General features: G+C 49.0%; 15 protein-coding genes and 1 pseudogene. 3 read left to right on the forward strand and 13 right to left on the reverse strand.

Features of this window, described 5'->3' with window-relative positions:
- Positions 1-42: 42 nt before the first annotated feature.
- Complete coding sequence (locus CCB157_RS04355) at positions 43-2097, forward strand: Ig-like domain-containing protein (RefSeq protein ID WP_077614709.1); 2055 nt, start codon at positions 43-45, stop codon at positions 2095-2097.
- A gap of 239 nt (positions 2098-2336) precedes the next feature.
- Here CCB157_RS04355 and efeB read toward each other — a convergent pair whose 3' ends face one another.
- The 9 genes from efeB to CCB157_RS04410 all read right to left on the reverse strand — a co-directional run bounded on the left by efeB (position 2337) and on the right by CCB157_RS04410 (position 13720).
- Positions 2337-3575, reverse strand: a complete 1239-nt coding sequence (gene efeB, locus CCB157_RS04360) for an iron uptake transporter deferrochelatase/peroxidase subunit (RefSeq protein WP_077614710.1) — start codon at positions 3573-3575, stop codon at positions 2337-2339.
- Between the two features lie 124 nt (positions 3576-3699).
- Positions 3700-4845, reverse strand: a complete 1146-nt coding sequence (gene efeO, locus CCB157_RS04365; protein WP_077614723.1) for an iron uptake system protein EfeO — start codon at positions 4843-4845, stop codon at positions 3700-3702.
- Positions 4846-4876: 31 nt separating this feature from the next.
- Positions 4877-6346, reverse strand: a complete 1470-nt coding sequence (locus CCB157_RS04370; RefSeq protein WP_158077198.1) for an FTR1 family iron permease — start codon at positions 6344-6346, stop codon at positions 4877-4879.
- Between the two features lie 365 nt (positions 6347-6711).
- Positions 6712-7725 carry a YncE family protein gene (locus CCB157_RS04375; protein ID WP_077614711.1) on the reverse strand — a complete coding sequence of 338 codons (1014 nt, stop codon included), beginning with the start codon at positions 7723-7725 and terminating at the stop codon, positions 6712-6714.
- A gap of 23 nt (positions 7726-7748) precedes the next feature.
- Entirely contained in the window at positions 7749-8435 is a 687-nt protein-coding gene (locus tag CCB157_RS04380; protein WP_077614712.1) for a YiiX/YebB-like N1pC/P60 family cysteine hydrolase, read from the reverse strand.
- Between the two features lie 586 nt (positions 8436-9021).
- On the reverse strand, positions 9022-10305 hold the full coding sequence (locus CCB157_RS04385; protein ID WP_077614713.1) for a VTT domain-containing protein: 1284 nt from the start codon (positions 10303-10305) through the stop codon (positions 9022-9024).
- A gap of 813 nt (positions 10306-11118) precedes the next feature.
- The gene (locus CCB157_RS17535; protein ID WP_158077199.1) at positions 11119-12168 is read right to left on the reverse strand and encodes a C39 family peptidase; all 1050 of its coding nucleotides are present in this window, start codon (positions 12166-12168) and stop codon (positions 11119-11121) included.
- Between the two features lie 764 nt (positions 12169-12932).
- Entirely contained in the window at positions 12933-13361 is a 429-nt protein-coding gene (locus tag CCB157_RS04405; RefSeq protein ID WP_077614716.1) for a hypothetical protein, read from the reverse strand.
- A 53-nt stretch (positions 13362-13414) separates the two neighbouring features.
- Positions 13415-13720, reverse strand: a complete 306-nt coding sequence (locus CCB157_RS04410; RefSeq protein ID WP_077614717.1) for a hypothetical protein — start codon at positions 13718-13720, stop codon at positions 13415-13417.
- A gap of 394 nt (positions 13721-14114) precedes the next feature.
- On the opposite strand from CCB157_RS04410, the gene CCB157_RS04415 reads away from it, so the two are divergent.
- Entirely contained in the window at positions 14115-15137 is a 1023-nt protein-coding gene (locus CCB157_RS04415; protein ID WP_077614718.1) for an LLM class flavin-dependent oxidoreductase, read from the forward strand.
- 327 nt (positions 15138-15464) lie between these two features.
- A complete protein-coding gene (locus tag CCB157_RS17845; protein WP_193432252.1) occupies positions 15465-15632 on the forward strand; it encodes an SE1832 family protein in 168 nt (55 codons plus the stop codon).
- Positions 15633-15838: 206 nt separating this feature from the next.
- Here the strand turns inward: CCB157_RS17845 and CCB157_RS04420 are convergent, their stop codons facing one another.
- From CCB157_RS04420 to CCB157_RS04435, 4 genes and pseudogenes are all read right to left on the reverse strand, one after another.
- Entirely contained in the window at positions 15839-16930 is a 1092-nt protein-coding gene (locus CCB157_RS04420) for a DUF4236 domain-containing protein (RefSeq protein ID WP_158077200.1), read from the reverse strand.
- A 515-nt stretch (positions 16931-17445) separates the two neighbouring features.
- On the reverse strand, positions 17446-17823 hold the full coding sequence (locus CCB157_RS04425) for a VOC family protein (RefSeq protein WP_158077201.1): 378 nt from the start codon (positions 17821-17823) through the stop codon (positions 17446-17448).
- Between the two features lie 25 nt (positions 17824-17848).
- Positions 17849-19120, reverse strand: coding sequence for an MFS transporter (locus CCB157_RS04430; protein ID WP_077614721.1), 1272 nt, complete (start codon positions 19118-19120; stop codon positions 17849-17851).
- A 587-nt stretch (positions 19121-19707) separates the two neighbouring features.
- Positions 19708-19905 (reverse strand): annotated as a pseudogene (locus CCB157_RS04435) (transposase); the annotation flags it as partial.

Raw genomic sequence — 19905 nt, forward strand, 5'->3', positions numbered from 1 at the left:
AGTGATAGATTGACGAAACCATCATTTTAGGAGGATTTGAAGTTGAAAAGATTTTTGCGTTTGGGCGCGCTTCTATGTCTTACAACAGCTTTTTTAATCTCCTTAATACCCAATCCTGCCCAAGGCCAAGAATCGGGTAAACATTATGTCCTGATCAGCAATGAATCGGTGGATGACTATGATTTCGAACCGACGGGATCCCTTGAAATTAATGGCGCGCAAGACTTAAAAAATGAAAAGTATCCGATCGATTATGTGAAGCCTGTCAATAAAGAAAAAATGAATGGCCAACCCATTCGGAAAAGCCTCTCCTCCGTCAAAACGGCTTATAAAGTCGGCGACAGCAAATCCTTTTGGGTGAACAATCTAGAAACAGATGAATATTACCAAATCAGCGCCAAACTTTTGTACAGCGGAACGCATTCATACATCTGGGTATTCAATAATCAAATTACCCAAGACGATGCGGCCAAGCTTGGAAAAGAATTTGACGAACGAATCTATCCGCTCATCCATCAATATTTCGGAAAGGAATCCGATGTCAACGGGGACGGAAAAATCAACATATTGTGCTACGACATTCAAGACGGTTTTGATGGAGAGGGCGGCTACGTGGCCGGTTATTTTGATCCGAATGATCTCTTTACAGGAAATTATTCCAATCATTCCGAGATTTTTTATATCGATACGTATCCTTTAATGGGAACCGGTTCAACGAAGGACGTCACGCAAGCTTATGAAACGCTCGCTCATGAATTTCAACACATGGTTAATTTTAATGAAAATGTCTTCATTGAACAAAAATACCCCATGGATACGTGGCTGGATGAAGGCCTGTCTATGGCAGCCGAACAAATCTATAAGGGCAAGGCTCTGGATGACCGCATTGATTACTATAATCAGTCCGAATCGATCGCTGAAGGCCACTCTCTTTTAAATTGGGACTATTACGGCGACACGCTAGCAAACTATTCCTTATCTTATTTGTTTATTGAATATCTCAAACTGCAAGCGAACCAGGGAGACAGCATTTTTAAGGAAATCATCAATGATCCGAACAACAATTATAAAGCCGTTGAAGATGTCATAAAAAGATATATTGGATCTAACTTGACGTTTGGAAAATTCATGACCGATTTCAGAGCCGCTTTATTATTAAAGAAAAATCATGGATTGTACGGCTTTAAGGGAGATCCTGCTTTCAACGCCCTCCAACCGAGATTATATGAGGGTTCGGACACCTATCTTTACGGTGGCGGGGCAATTGTCAAATCCATTGCAACACCAGATTCGTTCACCGTACCAAAAAATAAAGGGGCCCATATCACCTACACCGTGTTATCCGACAATTCCATCTCTCCGCTTGGATTGGTCGTCTATCCGACAAGTGATAAAGATACGAAGGTTTCCGGAATGACCGAAACAAGCGCGACTGTTTATGTCAAAATCGGTGCAAAAACATTTAAAGGTGTTGCTGATCATACGGGCAAATTCTCTGTGACGATACCTCGCCAAAAAGCCGGAACGAAACTGGCTGTGTACACGACGGATGCATCAGGAGACAAAAGCGATGTGGTGACGGTGACCGTCTCCGACAAAACCCCGCCCGCCAAACCGACCGTCTCCACGGTGGGCGATAACCAGCTGACCATCAGCGGCAAAGCCGAGCCCGGCGCGACCGTTTACATCAAAACGGGAAGCAAAACCTTAGGCAAAGTAACGGCATCAAGCAAAGGCACCTTCTCGCTCAAGCTGAAATCGAAACTGAAAGCCGGCACGGTCCTGACCGTCTATGCGGTCGACAAAGCGGGCAACAAGAGCGCTTCGGCGACCGCCAAAGTCGTCGACAAAACCCCGCCGAAGACGCCTTCCGTGAACGCCATCACTTCAAAAACCACTTACGTGACCGGCAAAGGCGAGTACGGATCAACCGTTTATGTCTATTACGGCAGCCATTATCTCGGCAAGGCGACCGTCCAACGCAACGGCACCTTTAAAGTCAAGATCGCCCATCAAAAGAAAGGACGGACGCTCAAAATCTATGCCAAAGACAAAGCCGGCAACCGCAGCGCGTATAAATACGTCAAGGTGAAATAACCACACGAAGCGGCATGAATCGAGAATGCCGATGGGCTTTGAATGATGTTGGCTTTGAATCATGCCGAAAGCGATCTCTATGCTCCGGATAACCGGAACGAAAAAAACGGAAAAAATGGAAAAACCGTCCCGACTAGAAATGGTCGGGACGGTTTAATTTCTTATCAGCCAAAAGGGTCCTAAAAACGGATGTCCATCATTTGCCAAAAAGCGCTCAAAAGCGCCCTTCCGCCGAAACCTCAGCCTTCAAACAAGGCTTGGGCGATATATTCGCCTTTCTTGATGCCGCGCGGGCAGGCAAACATGGCGGAGGCGATATGTTTTGTATACTCGTTCAAAGCATCCTTATCGCTCAAAAGACGCAGCATCGGGATGAACTGCTGATCCGGATTCCGCTGGAAACTGATGAACAACAGCCCGGCATTGATCGCGCCCGTTTTCGGATCGATGCCGTCCGTATACGAATAGCCGCGGCGCAGCATTTGCTGGCCGGTGCTCCGCGCCAGCCGCACGTGGGCGTCGGCCGGCATGCGCTGAAGATCGACCGGATCGTGTTCGTGTTTTTTCCCATACGGAGCGCCGGATTCTTTCTTCCTTCCGAAAGTGTCTTCTTGATCCTTAATGGATGAGCGGTCCCAAACATCCAAGAACATCTGGATTTTCCGATAAGCCATGTAGGTGCCGCCCCGCATCCAGCCGGGTTCATCGCTTCCGCACCAAAGGTGGGTTTCTTGAGCGCTTCGGCTCGTCAGGCTTCGATTCGCCGTTCCATCCTTGAATCCGAACAAATTCCGGGGCGTCTTCCCGTCCGGCACGCTGAGAAACCCTTCCTGCATCCAGCGAACGGTCGCTTTGCCGACCGCCTCGTTGATCAAACCGCGGACGGCGTGAAAGGCGACTTGCTTGTCATCGGCGCACACTTGCACGCATACATCGCCGCCCGATTTGGACGCATCGATCGCCTCGCGCGGCATGCGCGGGATGTCTTTCAAATGCTTCGGCTTTTTGGCGGCCAGCCCGTATCGGTCCTTGCCGTCATTGATGAAAAACGAGGGGCCGAAACCGAAGGTCACGGTCAATCGGGCCGGCCCGAGATCGAGCGACTCGCCCGTATCCTTCGGCGGCAGCCATTGATTGCCCGGATTTTTCTCTAACCGGCCTTTCGCGAATTTTTCCGCGAGCACCGTCCAATTTTTCAACAGGGCGATGACCTCGCTTCGCCTGTCCGTGCTCAAATCAAAGGCGACCAAATAAACAAAGGTTTGTTGCGGCGTGACGATGCCCGCCTGATGGACGCCGTGAAACGCGACGGTTTCGGATTCAGCATTTTCATGAGTCCGCCGCGCTTCGCCCTTTTGCTCCATCCAGTTGAAAACCGGAGCCAGCCCGCTCGCGCCGATCACGAGGCCGGTTCCTGCGGCGGCCGTCCATTTCAGCATTTCTCGTCGAGTGATCCCTTTTTTCGGCTCGTCACTCATCGTTGTACTCTCCCGATCGATCGGATTTAAATCTCTGTCAGCGGCCTATCATTCTATGGATCGGCCGTTTGTCATCGCACTTAGACACAGCCATGTCCTACTACGTTCCGTTATTTTTCCGCGGTTAGCCCAAGATTTCCGCGGTTTGGCTCATCGACTTGGAAAGTTCGCTGAGCGCTTGGCTCAATTCGCGCACTTGGTCTTTGCTTAATTTGGTATAGTCGATGTATCGGCCATTGCTTTTGTAAGTTAGCATCTTTTCTTCCATTTTGCGAAAACGGGTGTCCAATTCCTGAAGCAGCGCTTTGTTGTGTTCATTCAAAGCGGGGATGACCGCTTGATAGACCGCTTGTGAACCCTCGACATTGGCGGACAAATCGACCAAATCAATGTGGGAATAACGTTCCTCCTCGCCCGTCACTTTGGAAATCGCCGCTTCGTTCAACAGTTCCATGGCGCCCGCGACCATCGCTTCAGGCTTCAACTTCAACGTTTGAATTTTGGCTTTTAAATCTTTGACATCCGACAAAAGCTGATCGGCGTATTTTGCCTGGCCTTTCAACGAGTGATCCTTCCAAAGGGCTTTTTCCAACCGATGGAATCCGGTCCATTTGGCCGGGTCATCGACATCATCGATTCGGGCGTCGATCTTCGGATCAAGATCGCCGAAGCTTTCGGCGATCGGTTCAATTCGTTCATAATAGACACGGGCGTCGGGATAAAGCTGCTTCGCTTTCTCGATGTCGCCGGCTTTAACGGCAGCCGTGAATTTCGCGGTCGCTTCGACCAAATGATCCGCTTGCTCCAGCACATAGTCCTTATAATTTTTCACCGCTTTGTCCAACAGTTCGGATGCCTTTTGTGCAGTCGCTTTGGCCGTTTTCAACTCGTCGAGCGCTTGTTGCAGGTTGCGGGCGTTCTCGCGCATCCCGGTCAAATCGGGATGGGCCATCGTCGATTCGGCAAAAATCGGCTGCTCATATTTTTCGACCTTTGTATAGAGCAAGGGGAAGCGGTCGCGGACGGCGTTTTCAAAAGACAACCACTTATCGTTGATCGATTTTCCGAGCGCCTTGATTTTCGCCGTATCCTTGGCTTCCAGCGCGTCCAGCAGCTGTTTGTTGATCGCCTGCATTTGGCTGGCGCCTTTTTTGATCTCGTCATTCGCACTCGAAGCCTTTTGTTCGGTTTTTTCTTGTTTGGTTTGTCCGGCGCTGTTCTTATCTCCATTGCAAGCCGCTAACATGGAAACGGCTAGAATCATAGCCATAAAAGCGGACAGAGTGGATTTCTTCAACACTTTAACTGGCCTCCTTCGTTTTTAACGCATGGCTCCATTTAAGCCGCAGATTGTTCAACACGGTAACAAGGGCAGCCGCCAGGAACAACGCTTGCGGCGCCGTGCTGTACCAAGACGGATAAATGCTGAGGAAAGGAACGGACGGCAAGTAATTTTCCACAGCGGACGGGAGGATCCCCGCCATTTGCAAACTGTTGATGCCGGAACCCATAAATTTAAAGCAAAGGTAAAACACGATGAAACTGGACACAAGAAAGAAAGGCTTCAAAGGCAATTTCACGCCGACTTTCAACATGAGCACGCCGATCGCGGCCAAGGCGGCGCATCCAAGCGCGATACCGCCGATCAATTGCCCCGCCGACATGCGTCCGACCATTCCGATCAAAAAGATGACGGTCTCGATGCCTTCGCGCAAGATCGCCAGGAAAGCGATCGCGGCAAAAGACATCATGCGGCCGTTGGTGATCGCCTTTTCACTCTTTGCTCGGATAAAAGCGTTCCACCGTTTGATATCGGCGTTGCGGTGAAGCCAGTAGCTGACGTACAAAAGCATCACGCTGGCCAAGACGCCGGACAAGCCGTTGATCAGCGCGTTGTTTTGGCTGAAAGCGAGAGAAGACAACGCGAAGGATACGAGGCAACCGATGCCCAAGCAAACGGCCAGAGCCGCCAGCGCCCCGCCCCAAATCCAACGGTTCGCTCTTTTAGATTCCGCTTTTTTCGCAAAGCTCAGCAACGCGCCGACGACGAGCAGCGCTTCCAGGCCTTCCCGCAGGGGGATCATCGCCGCATCGATCAGGCCGTACTTGGTCGCGGCCAGCGGCTTCAACGCGTTGATCATGTCTTCGATCAGCGGCAAGGCTTTCTCACGGGAATCCGGCTGAGCGATGTAGGCGGAAAGCAAAACGAGATTTTTTTCGGATTCGGTGTAGACGGTTTGCGACTGGCTGACGACATCGCCTTCCACGGTCAGCCATTCTTGTTGCAGCATGCGAATGTGCTGTTCGGCTTCCGGCCATTTTTTCTCTTTGATGAGCGTTTTGGTGGACTCCAGTTTCTTGATATATGTAGATAACGACGCTTTTTCACCGGGGTTCGTGTCGGCAAACGCCCCTTCTTTGTATTGCGTCAGCAAATCTTCCAATGTTTTAAGCGCTTGCGCGACGTCTTCTTTTTGATCATTGAGGAGCGCGATGGAGATGTTGGCGGTTTGCTGTTCGATTTGACTGGACGCGGTCAAGGATTGTTTTTTGATCTCATTTTTGTTTTTCAACCACCATGCTTTATAAGCATCGAAGGCACGGTCGGCCCGGTTCATGTCCCCCGTTTGTAGCGCTTTATCCAGTTTGCCGAGCGCTTGAAACGCCGGCGCCGTTTCGACGGCATCCCCGGCAGCCCGCCCCGGGGACGGCAGGAAAAGAAAGACCGCCAAACCGATGATCAGAAGGCCCAAGCCCAGTCGCTTCATCATAAGGCGCCTCCTCAATAAATAATAATGAGAATCATTATCATTGATAACCATTCTCATTGTAAAATGTTCACGGGATTCCGTCAATAGGATTTTCGCGCTTTTTGGGCGCCCCATGGAAATATTTCTACGAAGAACGTCACAGGGTATAAAATTTTCAATCCTTGCCGGAATCCGGTCTTCCTAAAATAAAAACCCGCGGCTTCCAAACAGCGGAAGCGCGGGTAAAGACGCGTTTTGTCTTATGGATGGGCGAAAACGCAGGTCCCATCCGCGATGGTTATTGCGGAAAATTGACGAGCCCGGTTTATGACCGAGCAAAAACGTTAAATTCCCCGGCTCTGCGACAACCTCATGCGGTTGCCGCCTCATGGTTTGATGAAAAAATCGTAGAGCACATATCGGCTCGACCGGACGCTTTTCTTTTTGATCAATTTAAAATCGTTTAAGTGATAGATGTACAAATCAAGGCCGTCGCTGGAATAAAACCGGCCGTCGGCAATCCGGCTGATCCATAAGTTGTTTTGCAGAGTGACGATGCGCTCACCCTGCTTCGTTCTCACCGTCACTTTATTTCCTTCATCGGCCGAGCTGTTGTAGTGCGTCACATACTGGTCATTTCCGTATTGCAACATTTGCCACGGATCGTAGGCTTTGAGGGCGGTGCGGTGGAGTTTTTCATCATCCAATGATAAAGAAACCAGTTCGTTCGTCGCTTGATCCATATCGCTTTTCGCGTTGTTGATGATGAACAATTGTTTTCCGGCGACGGCGAGGTCGTTCGGCGCGCCCGTATACCGGTTGATGAGCTGTTTTTTTAATTTTAAATCCGTCGTCAAAACATAAACGGATTGGAAATGTTCATCCACACGGTCGGAGGCGACATACACCTTGCCTTTGTAAACTTTAACTTGACGAAGCGTTCCGTTCAAAGTTTTCCGCGCAACGATCTTGTTTCGTTTGATATCGATTTTCGTAAGAGTGCCGCTGTCAAATCCGGAGTTATGCACGGCGTACATATAGCGGTTTTTGTCATCGACATCCAAATCCATCGGAAAATCGTCCGTATGAATAAAGCGGAGCCGCAACGTCGAAAGATCCAAATCAATGATGTCGTGTCCGGTGGTAGAGTTCGTTCCGACGGCCGGATTATAATAGTGATCCCCTTTTATCACGCCGGATTGCAACCCGCCTTTTTTAAAGGCGATCGTTTTGACCGGCTTCAATTTCTCCGACAGCAGGACGATTTTGCTTTCGGGCTTGGAGTAACTCGTATACACCAAGCCGTATTTGTAGTCGACCGGCTTGTCGAAAGTAGAATGATTACACGCCATTATAAAAAACAACATCGTAAGGCACAGCAGCATTTTTTTTAATCTCATGTGGTCCACCTATCGTTTTATCATCATTGTTCATATGCAACATAAGTATGCTTCGATTCTTTTAAATCAATTGGCCAAACCGCGCCACCATCATTTAAATCAACAGCATGTTCCGGTAAATGTTTAAATACATACCAAACCAACTGTGAGCAGTAAAAAGAATTATTTTGATTAATATAAAAAAAATTATAATTATACGGTTTACCGATGTAGCTATTTGCCTTGTCAGCCGCTTTTTTATCATCATCAAGTGTTGTTGTACCTACACCGAGAGCATAAAAATGCTTATATCTTTTCTCCCATGTATTACTCCATTTTCTGACACCGTTTTTGTCACCCTTATTGCCGAAAGATTCAATCGTATATTTAGAGCTATATGAAATTCCTGCATGACCGCCAGCCCATGCGCTTGAACCGGAACTCGAAGAACTTAATGTCACATAAATCATACCTTTTCTTTTCCAATAAGGTGTACTGGCAAGCGATGCCTCGAACTGTAAACCAGATATTCTGTTTGTACTTAGCTTAGGATCGCCATAATAAATCGGTGTATTAATTTTTTCCATTTCTTTTAATGCTTTTTCTGTTCTTTCTTTAGCTGTTTGAATATCGTCTTTTTGAGATTCTGTCAAATCTTCTGCAAATACAACAGTGTTCGGAAATAAGCATAAAATGGACAAAACAACAAGTACAAAACCTTTTTTTAACAAGATTCATCATCCTCTCATTAAAAATTAATGTAATAAACTTTATGGCAGATTATAAATAACCTTACTAAACATCGCGTGTAAATTTTATAACTGGATGATGACAAATATGAACGGTGAACTCGAGGATGTATCTCCGATGAATAATCTATGAGGACAGTTTGCCGGTGCTTTAAAGAAGGGTGCCATGCATACTAATTGATTAACAAATATGAAACAAAAAACTTAAAGTTTCCTTCATCGTTCCTATAGAGTTTTTTTCATCAAATACATCAAATATTCATTCGTTATGTTTCCTGATCGCACCTCGCTCCTGTATTTGACCTGAGCGCGACGCGATAAGAATTTTAATTTTAAAACAAACTCAATATAGGTATGAAATAAAAACAATATTTTTTCATTAAGTTATGATGAATATAGAATTTTTTTCTTAAGAAGAATTTACCATATATTTTTTCATCTGAAATGGGACATAAATACTATTTTAACAAATAGTACTTTCTTCATTTTATAACCCTTAAAAACAGTTAAATCGCCACATAATAAACCTGTTGAGGCCATTGTCAATGAAACCGTTTGATTTTCAGTATTATAGACGAAGCAATCGTGCGATTTCTAAAATTAAGATGACAAAGCTCAGCCAAACACCGCCGAACATATAACCGGCGATAATGCCGCTCGGGGGCTGGACGCCAAAATAAACGCCGGCGAGGCCCGTCGCAATGAGGATCATTAGCACAGCCAGAAAGTTGAACATTTTCACGCCATGGCTGACCGCATGCCGCGAAACGATAAAAGCCGAAAACCCGTAGACGAGCGTGGCCAAGATCAAGCGGTCGTCCGGAAACGGCGGCACGCCGACGAAGGACCAATGAAACCACTGTGCCAGCCAGCGAAAAAGATGACGGATGCCCTCCATATACATAAAACCCCCGACGATTAAGAGCGCTAAACTCTGAATTTCCAATGCACTATCCCGGCTCCGCCAAACGATCCACACCCCTGCCAACAGAGTGACGACAAACAGAAATAACGGGGAAGCAAACATCCATACCATACGCATGACCGGCCCCCATCCCGTCGCCCGGAAGAGATGCCAAAACACGATAGAAAAGACGCGGTTAAAGTCGTCGAAATCACGGCCGAAATAGTCTTGAATCAAACCGACGGTCACGGAAACAAAGAAGATAAACACGATCGCGACACAAGTGATCAACAGTTTTAATCGAAAACGGGCGCGATCCCCCTGTTCTATCCTTTCCGCCACGGATAAAATCCAAGCTTTTATCCGTCCGAGATTAAAACTCACCAGCCAAAAGAGCAACGCCGCTGCAATTGCGATGACGCCAATCAGCACGATGTATTTTTTCAACGATTTTTCAATCAGCATCCATTGCGGTCCTAGGAGATCCCCAAGTCCTATAAAGGTCGTCGTCCAAAGGATGACGCCCAGCGCGGAAAATATGGCAAAGCGGCGATAAGAAAGCCTTGAAATCCCGGAAACATAGCCGGAGAGATGGCGAAGGCCTGGAATAAAGCAAACAATGAGCAAAAATTTGGCGCCATGGCGACGGAAGATGTTTTCCACCTTATCCAACCGTTCCGGTCCCAAATGAAACTTGTCCCCATGCTTTTTAAAGAAAGGGTAGCCGAGCTTTCTGCCGATCCAATAGGCGACATTCATCCCGGTAAAACTGCCGAGCGCGGCCGCGAGAATGGACAAAATGAAGGATTGTTGCCCTTGGTAAACGAGATAACCGACATAACTCATCATCGGTTCCGTGGGAATGGGCAACGCGATCAATTCCAACATTAATGAAACAAACAAAATGACGGCGCCGTATTGATTGACCAAGTGCAAAAACGTTTCCATATGGTCTCCCCTTCTCGATCTCTCAAACGAGATCAGCCGAGCTTTAAATAACTATGAACCCCGATTATTAAAGACAGGACAACCCCATCCGGCTGAGCGTCCATCAGGTCTCCCCTATCAATTAGGAAGTAGCCTTCTAAAAACGAGCATAGATTGGGGAAGTTTGCAAAAAATCCATTATAAAAGAATGATTCACCAATCAAAAAGTTCAAATACGTTGTGGGGGAATTTTTTACAGGAAAGCAAATATGAGGACATGGATCCGAGGAAATCGGCCAAGAGCATCACCGTTTCGGAAAAAGGGAACCGTGAAAAACCGGACGTTGCAGCCCGCGGGCGGGAATGAGGGCGGGCTTTTCCCGATCATTACTCTGACATGGATGAGGACAATGAAGCCTTTGTGTGGTTTCGATGGAGTCGAACCCTATTGGAAAGGTGGGCCAAAACCGCGGTTAACCATTCATAATGCGGGAAATATGTCATACGGAACGCGCACAATAAAAAAGAAAGGGCTCAAGCCGCCAAGGGTTCGGGTGGCCACACCCGCATACGCCCTTGACGGCTTGCCCTCACTTTTTGGGGGTAGTAGGGGCTGTAGACAAGAAAACTAATCAAAGAAGAACTCCCACAATACGGCTGCCCCTATCGGTTGATGCCAAAAGCGATCGGTTGGAAGAGAGTGAACGAAAGTTTGCACCTTGCGCTGCCGCAAGGACCAGCGACAGGCTTCTATGAACCGCGCAGGAGCATATAAAACGGCTTTTTGTTCTGGCAAACCTTAAATTAAAAAGACGCTCTTCTTCCGCTCTTCAATTAATGATAGGAAATCGCCTGGCTGCCCATTTGCTTCCACGCCGCGACAAAATCCGCTTTCGCCGCCGCCCGGTTTTTGATGCCTGCGAGCGGGTCATTAAAATAAACGTGGGTTTGGTCATAGCCGGTGACGAGCACCGAATGTTCGGCATACGTCACCTTCATGTCGCCGTTTCTGGTATGCCATGTCCGAAAACTGGATGGCGGCAGGCGGTGATAGCGCGTGTTGATAATGATCCACACCGGCCGACCGCTGGCGAGCTGGTCTTCCACGGCCTCCCAACTTTTGCCCGTCATGTCGACCACCCGCGCGCCCAAATAGCGCTTCGCCAACGCCGTGACCGGTCCGTGATAAACGCCCAGCCCCGGGCCGCCGCGATACATGTTGCCGACATACCCTTCATTCGGATCACCGTTTATGCCGTTCTTTTCAAAAGGCACTTTCGGAATTTGTTCAGCCAAAGTCATTTTGCTGACGTTGACACCCGCATCCTGAAGGAGCATCGCCAGGCTCGTGATTTCGCATCCGTACGGCAATTCGGGCAGTTGGCTAATCATCGGTGCGTCGTTGATGATTTTGGCCGGTTTGGCCGAATAAGCCTTTAAAACCGCAGAAGACATCCAACCGGTGTTGCCGTCGCCAAAGACGACGTGGTACCACGTCAAACGTTCGATTTTCGCTTTTTCAAAGGCTTTGACGCGAGCGCCCTGTTTTAAAATCGCCGTATCCTCATATTGTATCCCGGGCCCTGTGCGCACATGGGCGGCCGCCGTTTTGACCGTAAACATCCCGTTCGTCCGGACGATCTTCGGTTCGCCGTCCAAATGTGAACCGACGAGTCCTTTAATATATTTGTTTTTCTCCGCGATCGCCGCCAAGACGGCTTTTGAAGCGGCCAGCCAGTCTTTGGCCCGCGCCGCTTCCTCCGTCCCGGCCGCTTGGGCGCTCTCGCCCGTATTATTAGGAACGGCAGCGGTGTCCGAATGCTCACAAGCTGTCGTTACCAGAATTAAAGTGAAGACAACCATATAAAAGAATAATTTTTTCATAACAGACTCCCGTGTTGAATTGTCGTTACATGATCGAATCTCAGATTGGCAGCCATCTATGAACCTATTATATCAAAGAAGATTCGATCACGAGCGCGGCAAAGAATACGCACATATGCCTGCCAATTCCGCGGATTTTCACTAGAAATTGGACTATGCCCGTTGCCGAGGATTTCAGAAGTACCCCCGAAACTGCGGCTGAACAACACCAGGCCAAGCGATCGAAGCATTCCGCGCGGCCGGCGCGCCGGGTTTGACGGGTTTCAAGAATTCAGCGGCGTCCCGATGAGCTGTTAAAAAGAGCAGGCCTGCGATCCATCGTCCCGATATGGGGTGGTTTTAGTAGAGGAAGATGGAAGGATGACCGGAGAGGGGCGCATGATTGCAAACTAGCAAACCAAAAGGCCGCGGGGGATTTACCATTAACATGCGAACGCGCACACCGAATGGAGCGCCATTCGGCGTGCGCGCGCATCAGGCGTTGGGTGGTCTTTTTTCCAAATTCACCAATAAGGCTTGGCGCGGCGAAAGCGGCTCTGCGAACAAACGCTTATTTACCGTGAACGTGACACAAAAGCGCCGCTTGGAAGGATGTGCTCTCCCGTCCGCGCGCATGGTGAGCTAGAATCAGGCGCCTCGGGTGTTGAACGCCAACCTTTACCGGTTAAGGCTTTTTGTTTCTTATCCACTGAAACGGTTGTTCCCCATGATCGGCCCTTCTTTTTTCAAGAAGGCGGTGACTTATTAACCGCATAGGCGTGGCATTAATCTTTTCCGGTTTTTTTCAAAAGGCGGCGAATGTCGAACCATTGCTGGACGATGCAAAGTTTGCTGCCGTCGCGCTGCGTCTGCATCGTGATGTAGACATCGCTGCGATCATGGCAATAGAGAACGGGGAGCACATCATCTTCCCGGAAAAAACCGATGGAATCATCAAAAGTATCCATATAATCGGCAACAACAAAGGCGCCGTTGACGATTAACGTGTCTTTCGACATATCAAAAAACACCCGCGAAAACTTATGCAAGCGTTCACCATTGAGAAAAACGCGCACCTTCGCCAACAATTCTCTGGGCTCATGCGGATGGCGCTTGGACAGATTCACCACTTCACGATACTGCCCATAAGCTTCCGTCACTTCGACAAACGACGACGGATCATACGTCAGGACGCGGCGGCCTTTGGTGTACAAAACAAGCGGGAGGCCTTTATAGAGGACCCCTTTGACGATTCTTCCAGCATTCGTCAGGCGATATCCGCCGGCGTTTTTTTTTCATTAAAAGCGATGCGATACGTCTCGAGCCAATTGAGAATATCTTCAAGTTTTTCCCGTTTCGGAAACAAAAGCGAGACCATGACCGGCTTCGTCTTTAACTCGATGAGGTTGACGAAAACGTCGGCGAGCTGGACGGCCTCGCAATGTAAAAAGTGAAATTTCAGTTCATAATCCGGGATAAAGCAATATTCATAGTAGTGATCATCCACGCGCAGTCTTTTCAACGCCAAACCCGTGCGTCTGTCCCGATAATCGGAAAAATGAATGATCGCCATGATGATCCCCCTTGTTCATCCCTGCAAAGAATTCTTGCCGTATCATTCTTTTTCTCTTATCCCGTGTGAACTGTCTTTGATGAATGCCCTCCTTCAATTCGTCCGCACTCGTTCGGCGTCACGCTGACGGAGTGTCAGCCCTTGCATCTTTTGTGTTTTGACGGATCGACACCGCAAGAAGTCAAATGACCCGTCGTTTGTATTTTTTGTCGACTCCTTTCTTTTACTAATTTAGCTTAAAACCTGACCCAAATTTTGGTTATCTGTAAAGGGACAGTCCCCCATCGCTTTAAATCGTTAAAGTAACATTCAATAGAATCTGATGCAGCGCGTCATCGCTTAATTTTGGGGACTGCCCTTCATTTAGTGGTAAAATAGCTTTGAGGTGAACGGGATGATTCGATTGAGCGTCTTGGACCAGTCGCCGATACCGGAAGGAAAGTCCGCCGCCGAGGCCTTCCAGTACACGACGCGGCTCGCCCAGGAAACCGAAAAACTCGGTTACACCCGCTTTTGGGTGGCGGAACATCATTTTACGAACCACTTGGCAGGCTCAAGCCCCGAAGTGTTGATCAGCCATCTTGCGGCCAAAACCGACTCGATCCGGGTCGGTTCCGGCGGGGTCATGCTCCCGCACTACAGCGCTTATAAAGTGGCGGAAAACTTTCGCGTGTTGGAGGGGCTTTATCCCGGCCGCATCGACCTCGGCGTCGGCCGGGCGCCGGGCGGCATGCCGCTTGCGTCCATGGCCCTTCAAGAAGGGCGCGTCCAACAAGGCGATATCTACCCGCAGCAGGTCGATGATTTAATCACTTATCTCTATGATCTGGCCGATCAGCGCCACCGCTTCCCGGGATTGCGGGCAACGCCCATCGTCGAGACAGCGCCGGAGATCTGGTTGCTCGGTTCAAGCGGAGGAAGCGCCGCGATCGCGGCCCGGCGCGGCACGGGCTACGCCTTTGCCCATTTTATCAACGGCGAAGGCGGCGAAGACGTCATGCGCTGGTACCAAAAGCATTTTCAACCGTCCCATTTCAACGACCGGCCGCGCTCCATCGTCGCGATTTTTGTCATCTGCGGGGAGACGGTAGAAGAAGCGGAGCTTGCGGCGACGAGTCTTGACCTTTCTCTGCTGAGGTTGGATAAAGGGGAACCGTCGAACGGAACGCCGTCGATCGAAACCGCGTTGACTTATCCGTACACCGAGTATGATCGCTACCGAATTTTGGAAAACCGCAAGCGCATGATTGTCGGCACCAAAGAGCAGGTCAAAGCGCGGATACTGGAAATGAGCGAAGCCTATCGCACGGAAGAATTTATGATCGTCACCATCACCCACGACTTCGAAATGAAACTGAAGTCCTATCGTTTGTTGGCGGAAGCTTTCGATCTGAAAAAGACGGCCGATGACCGCTGAGCACGCCGCCGTTTGCTTCATGAAAACCGGCATGCCGGTGAAAATCGGCCCGGCTAAACAAATGGAAACCTCGAAAGACGGACACAAGCGGCAACGATGATTTCAAAACCGCTATCGTCCGTTCATGCGCTATAGCATCGCTTTCTTTTTACGGAGTGGCGATTAATCGATCCGCCGCCGGACTGGACAAGCGCCTGTCGGCTTCCGGTCAACAGGATCCGGATTGTTGATGATGCGCGCCTCTTCTCCCAACTCCCGAAAACCCTTTGGTGTCCACATTTGGTGACTCTTCTCTTGCAACAGTACAAATAACGAGGGGGGATTCCTATGACACGAAAAGAAATCGAAGAGCGCATCGCGGAGCTTAAAGCCGATTACGCCCGCCTGCAAGGGGATATGGAGAGGCTCGAGTCATTGGGCCGCAACGTCGCCCCGACCGCCAGGCTTTTGAAAGCCATCGAAGAAGAGCTGGCCGATTTGCGGAAAAAATTATAAAGGGCTTGGGCCCCGGCGCTTTCACGCGAAAAACCGCATTCCGCTTTTTCGCGCGCAACGGCCCCTGAACGTATTCTTTTTTCAGCTCATTTGGCGCCCGGCCCCATAAAAAAACGGCCGAAACCTTTGCGGCCTCGGCCGTTTTTTTCCTTCACGGATACAAGCGATGGGAGCATCCTATCTATTGAAAATCACAACAATGAAGGTTACATCTCGATTAACGGTTCGACAAAACCGTATCCCTTTGTTTTGCGGAAATGTTGTCGGTTGGGAAACGCCTCGACAGCGTCGGAACAATCGATGCGGTCAAACTTAATCTTTTCAAAAGAGACGCGATCGAAGCGGACAGAGACGATCACGCCTTCTTCAAGGTGGCCGGTCGCCGTATTCAGCAGGCTGGCCCGCGCATTCACAAAGACGATGTCCACGGGTAATAACGCAAACAATTCCCTGCCGATCCGCAGCAAGCAGCTGCACACGTAATCTTGATACAATCCGTAATAATCGGTCTTGGACATCTTCCGCTCGGACACGCGCCCGGTGGCGGTCAGCGTTTTTCTCTTGTCCGGAATGACCGCTTCGGAGCGAACCGCAAAATCGGCAATCACCGTTTGACCGTCGGGAAAATGAACTTGGACACCGCTTCCTAAGGCTTCAATATCGTCGAACGGACCTTCATTGGATAAGACGGTTTGATAAGTTGGGACGTCCCCGGCAAGCACGCGCTTGGCCGTTTCGACGCGCGTCCTCCAAGACTGCAACAACCGCTCGTCTTCTTTTCTGGCATCCGCCACCGCTTGTTGCAGCCGCAATTTGATTTTTTCGGTCCGGCGCAACAAGCGGTCGAACACCCCCGGCCGATAGGCATAAAGCGCTTCACGGGCGGCCCTTTCGTTTGGTCCGATCTCGTTTTCGGAGAACGGCGGTTCTTCCGCGGCGATCGCCTCCCAATCCACGGATTCGCTCGTTTCCTCATGAACGGACGTGAGCATGGCCACATACCGATTGAATGCGTCGACTTCAAGGCGGTTGCGTTCGAGCGCTTCGCTTCGATCGAAGTTCCGATCCGCCTGATTGATTTCGGCATAATGGGTGCGGGCGGCCCGCGGCGTTTTGCTGGAAAACCGCTTTTCATAGTATACACCCGTTCCGGGAACCGTTGCCCGCATGCGCGTTCCGGAAGGGCCGACGCCGACGCGCCATCCCTTGCCGCCGACGCTCATGCCCACGCCCCGTTTGCTGAAATTAAGACGCACGCCTCCGCCGAGGTTGATGCTTTTTCGGAAGCCGAATCCCATCCGGTTTCTCCTCCTTAAACCCGTATTCCCACTTGATCGAGATGAAGGGCTGTGAAATGTCTTCCGCATGAAGCAACTTGCTTTGGTGCCGCTTCGCCAAAGCGAAATATTTTTGTCAAGCGGCCAGCGCTCATTGAAAACCGATATCCCCCATCGCCATGACGTATCTCTTCATCTCCGCATACGCTCGTCCGCTTCACCCCCCGCAAAATCGCTCATCTTCCCTTTTCTGCGAACCTTGACGCTACCGTGGCACGATTTAATTTGATTTTAACAAAAATTGCTGAACCCTTTTCGGGATACCTATCACCGGTTGAAGCGGCGCGCAATGAACAAAATTGTGGAAAACCCGGACGAAATGATTGGCAAGTTGTTGAACAAAAATAAGACAAAGCCCTCTCCGGTTGCCTGCCAAAAAACACGAAGAGAGTGGACTTTGCCTTTCCACATGTCACCTGATCGAAGGAACGGTTCGGGATTTTGTCAAACGCCTTAAAGAATCCCTTCACTCATCGCTATTTAGAAATCGGTTCAACGAGCCAAATGCGATAGCCATCCAGATCGGCAATAACCGCTTCTTTAACTCCCCATTCTCTTTCCACCGGATACTGGATGACTTTCCCCTCCGAATTTTCCACCGCTTTCACAGCGCTTTCCACGTCATCGACTTCCAATTCCAGCACGACGCCTTTCTCGACCGGTTCCGGTTCGTCGATGACATGCAACAAAATATGATAAGGATGTTCCGCCTCCCCGATACGAAGCCCCGCCATGTGGCCGTCGTTATAGTCCTCGTATAACCCCAACACCTTGGTATAAAAGTCGCTCGCTGCCTTCACCGATTTGACGGGAACGACGATGTTGCTGATCCTTTTTACTTTAAAGTTTCCCAAAGTCCATGCCCCCCATTTTATGTAATCATAAAATTTCTGACGTTCCGCTTTGATTTTCCCCCGGTACGACGCGATCGAAACGGCGGCTGATCCACATCCATCCGAAACCGGAAAACGAGGTCAAGACACCGATCAACGTGCCTACCAGCGGCGAACCAAAAAGCTGTATGGCCGGTCCAGATACAGCCAAAGACAATTGACTGGTGCTCTTATAAACCGTTCCTTCTATCGCGAATATCCGGCCCCGATAATCTTTCGGTATGAATATTTGGAAAAGAGCGGTGCTTAAAGACATTATAATACCGGAACCCAATTGGGACAAGAACAAAAACAACATCCCGGACCATAGCGTCGAAGAAAAGGCAAAAGCGACAAAGAAAAGGCCGTTAATCAAAAAACCGAAGCCATACCATCGCCGCACTTTTTCAATCTCTCTACCGACGGCTTTTTGGATCAGGACACCGGTTAATATGAACGCCAAACCATCGGCAGCATAGAGCAATCCGATCCCCATCCCACTGTATTTATAGAGGGAATCGCCCAAAACGGGCACCATGATAAAATAAGGGCCTGTGGATAGGGCGAACGCAAAAGTCGTCACGAACAATGCCAAAATGATCCTATGTTTAAAAATGAGTTTAAACCCATCCAACAATTGCTTCTTATAGTTCCCGATGGATTGGCCTTGCTTCGGGACGGCCGCGGCCTCTGCCTCTTCGTTCCAATGTGTATTTAAAATGATGACGGCAGACCAAACATAACTTAAACAATTGATCAAAAATGAAACTGCCGGAAGGAAAAAGGAGGATACGATCCCGCCCAATAAAGCACCTATGATGGCCAACGCGCCGGAAGTGCTCAAATCCAGGGCATTGGCTTCCGTCAAATCGCTTTTTTCAACGACGACAGGAATCGTTGCGCTCTTAGCAGGAGAAAAAAACGCACTGGCACAGCCTAGGATCGGCCCACCCAAATAGAAGACCCACATTTGTCTAAAAACGGAGGCCAAGATAAAAGACAAAATCACGACAGCTCGAACCAAATCGCTGGCGATCATGATCTTTCTTTTCGAAAACCTATCAATCAAAGGGCCGACTAAAGGGGAAATGACCGCTTGAGGCAGATCAAGACATAATAAAACGAAGCCCATCGCAGCCGGCGAATCCGTAATGGCTAAAACCGTCGTCGACAAGGCGACTTGATTAAACCAATCTCCTAGGCTACTTCCTGTTCTCGCCATCCATAACCGCCGATATATCCTATTTCTAAAGAAAACGTGCCGCCTTTTCACAACCATGCTCCTTTATCGCTATGATCCATTTATCGCAATATCCTCTGGCAAAAATCTAAACGTTTGGACCAAAACTTGCGGGTAAAACCGTTCAATGTTTCATGGCTACAAATGCGGACGGACACAACCATTCTTTATCAACCGCGTTTTATTGAGTGACCTCTGTTTACTATTCATTTCTTTGCATTCAAAAAAAATCCTTCTCCGGCAGCTGTCGTTTTGGTCGAGAAGGTCCGGCGCTTCAACCATTAAATCCGTGAAAAAATCGACGGCCAGAACTTCGCCTTAAGAACAATATTTCGGACAACGCAGAAGAAATCGTTTGCCATCGCCGGCACCTTTGTCCGTTTTAGAGCGCTGACGACAATCGGAAAAACATCTGATGTCAGCGATTCACGCCAAATTCGCTTTCACGCGCCCCGTTTTATCCGAATGCATATCCAAACAACGGCATCCTTTATTCGCGCCTGCGCAAACAAAAAAAGAAGAAGCCGTCTCAAAAGTCCTGAAGAGGGACTGATTTGAGACGGCTCTTCTCTTGATCATTTTATTTTATGGATAATTATGGGTATCCTTCTGGTAAAAGGCCCCTCTTATGCGACCTTTTTATCATTGTTTTCTTCTTTTTTAACCTTCGGTTTTAATTGGTTTGCCCATTTGTTAAGTTATGGGCAACACAAATTAGACCCCATTCCACCGTCGTTTTGGAAAGGCCTCTTAATAAAAATCTATGGAAACCTCGGTTATACTTGATTTGTCCAAAAACGGGTTCGACATCGCATTTTCGCCTA

Origin of the sequence: Caenibacillus caldisaponilyticus (assembly GCF_002003465.1) — a bacterium.
Classification (GTDB): domain Bacteria; phylum Bacillota; class Bacilli; order Bacillales; family Sporolactobacillaceae; genus Caenibacillus; species Caenibacillus caldisaponilyticus.

Excerpts from the sequence above, each read along its gene's own strand:
- CCB157_RS04410 (WP_077614717.1), bottom strand. The coding sequence starts at position 13,720 with ATGGCGATCATTCATTTTTCCGATTATCGGGACAGACGCACGGGTTTG.
- CCB157_RS04375 (WP_077614711.1), bottom strand. The coding sequence starts at position 7,725 with ATGAGATTAAAAAAAATGCTGCTGTGCCTTACGATGTTGTTTTTTATA.
- efeO (WP_077614723.1), bottom strand. The coding sequence starts at position 4,845 with ATGGCTATGATTCTAGCCGTTTCCATGTTAGCGGCTTGCAATGGAGAT.
- CCB157_RS04415 (WP_077614718.1), top strand. The coding sequence starts at position 14,115 with ATGATTCGATTGAGCGTCTTGGACCAGTCGCCGATACCGGAAGGAAAG.
- CCB157_RS04420 (WP_158077200.1), bottom strand. The coding sequence starts at position 16,930 with ATGGGATTCGGCTTCCGAAAAAGCATCAACCTCGGCGGAGGCGTGCGT.
- CCB157_RS17845 (WP_193432252.1), top strand. The coding sequence starts at position 15,465 with ATGACACGAAAAGAAATCGAAGAGCGCATCGCGGAGCTTAAAGCCGAT.
- CCB157_RS04385 (WP_077614713.1), bottom strand. The coding sequence starts at position 10,305 with ATGGAAACGTTTTTGCACTTGGTCAATCAATACGGCGCCGTCATTTTG.
- CCB157_RS17535 (WP_158077199.1), bottom strand. The coding sequence starts at position 12,168 with ATGAAAAAATTATTCTTTTATATGGTTGTCTTCACTTTAATTCTGGTA.
- CCB157_RS04430 (WP_077614721.1), bottom strand. The coding sequence starts at position 19,120 with ATGGTTGTGAAAAGGCGGCACGTTTTCTTTAGAAATAGGATATATCGG.
- efeB (WP_077614710.1), bottom strand. The coding sequence starts at position 3,575 with ATGAGTGACGAGCCGAAAAAAGGGATCACTCGACGAGAAATGCTGAAA.
- CCB157_RS04370 (WP_158077198.1), bottom strand. The coding sequence starts at position 6,346 with ATGATGAAGCGACTGGGCTTGGGCCTTCTGATCATCGGTTTGGCGGTC.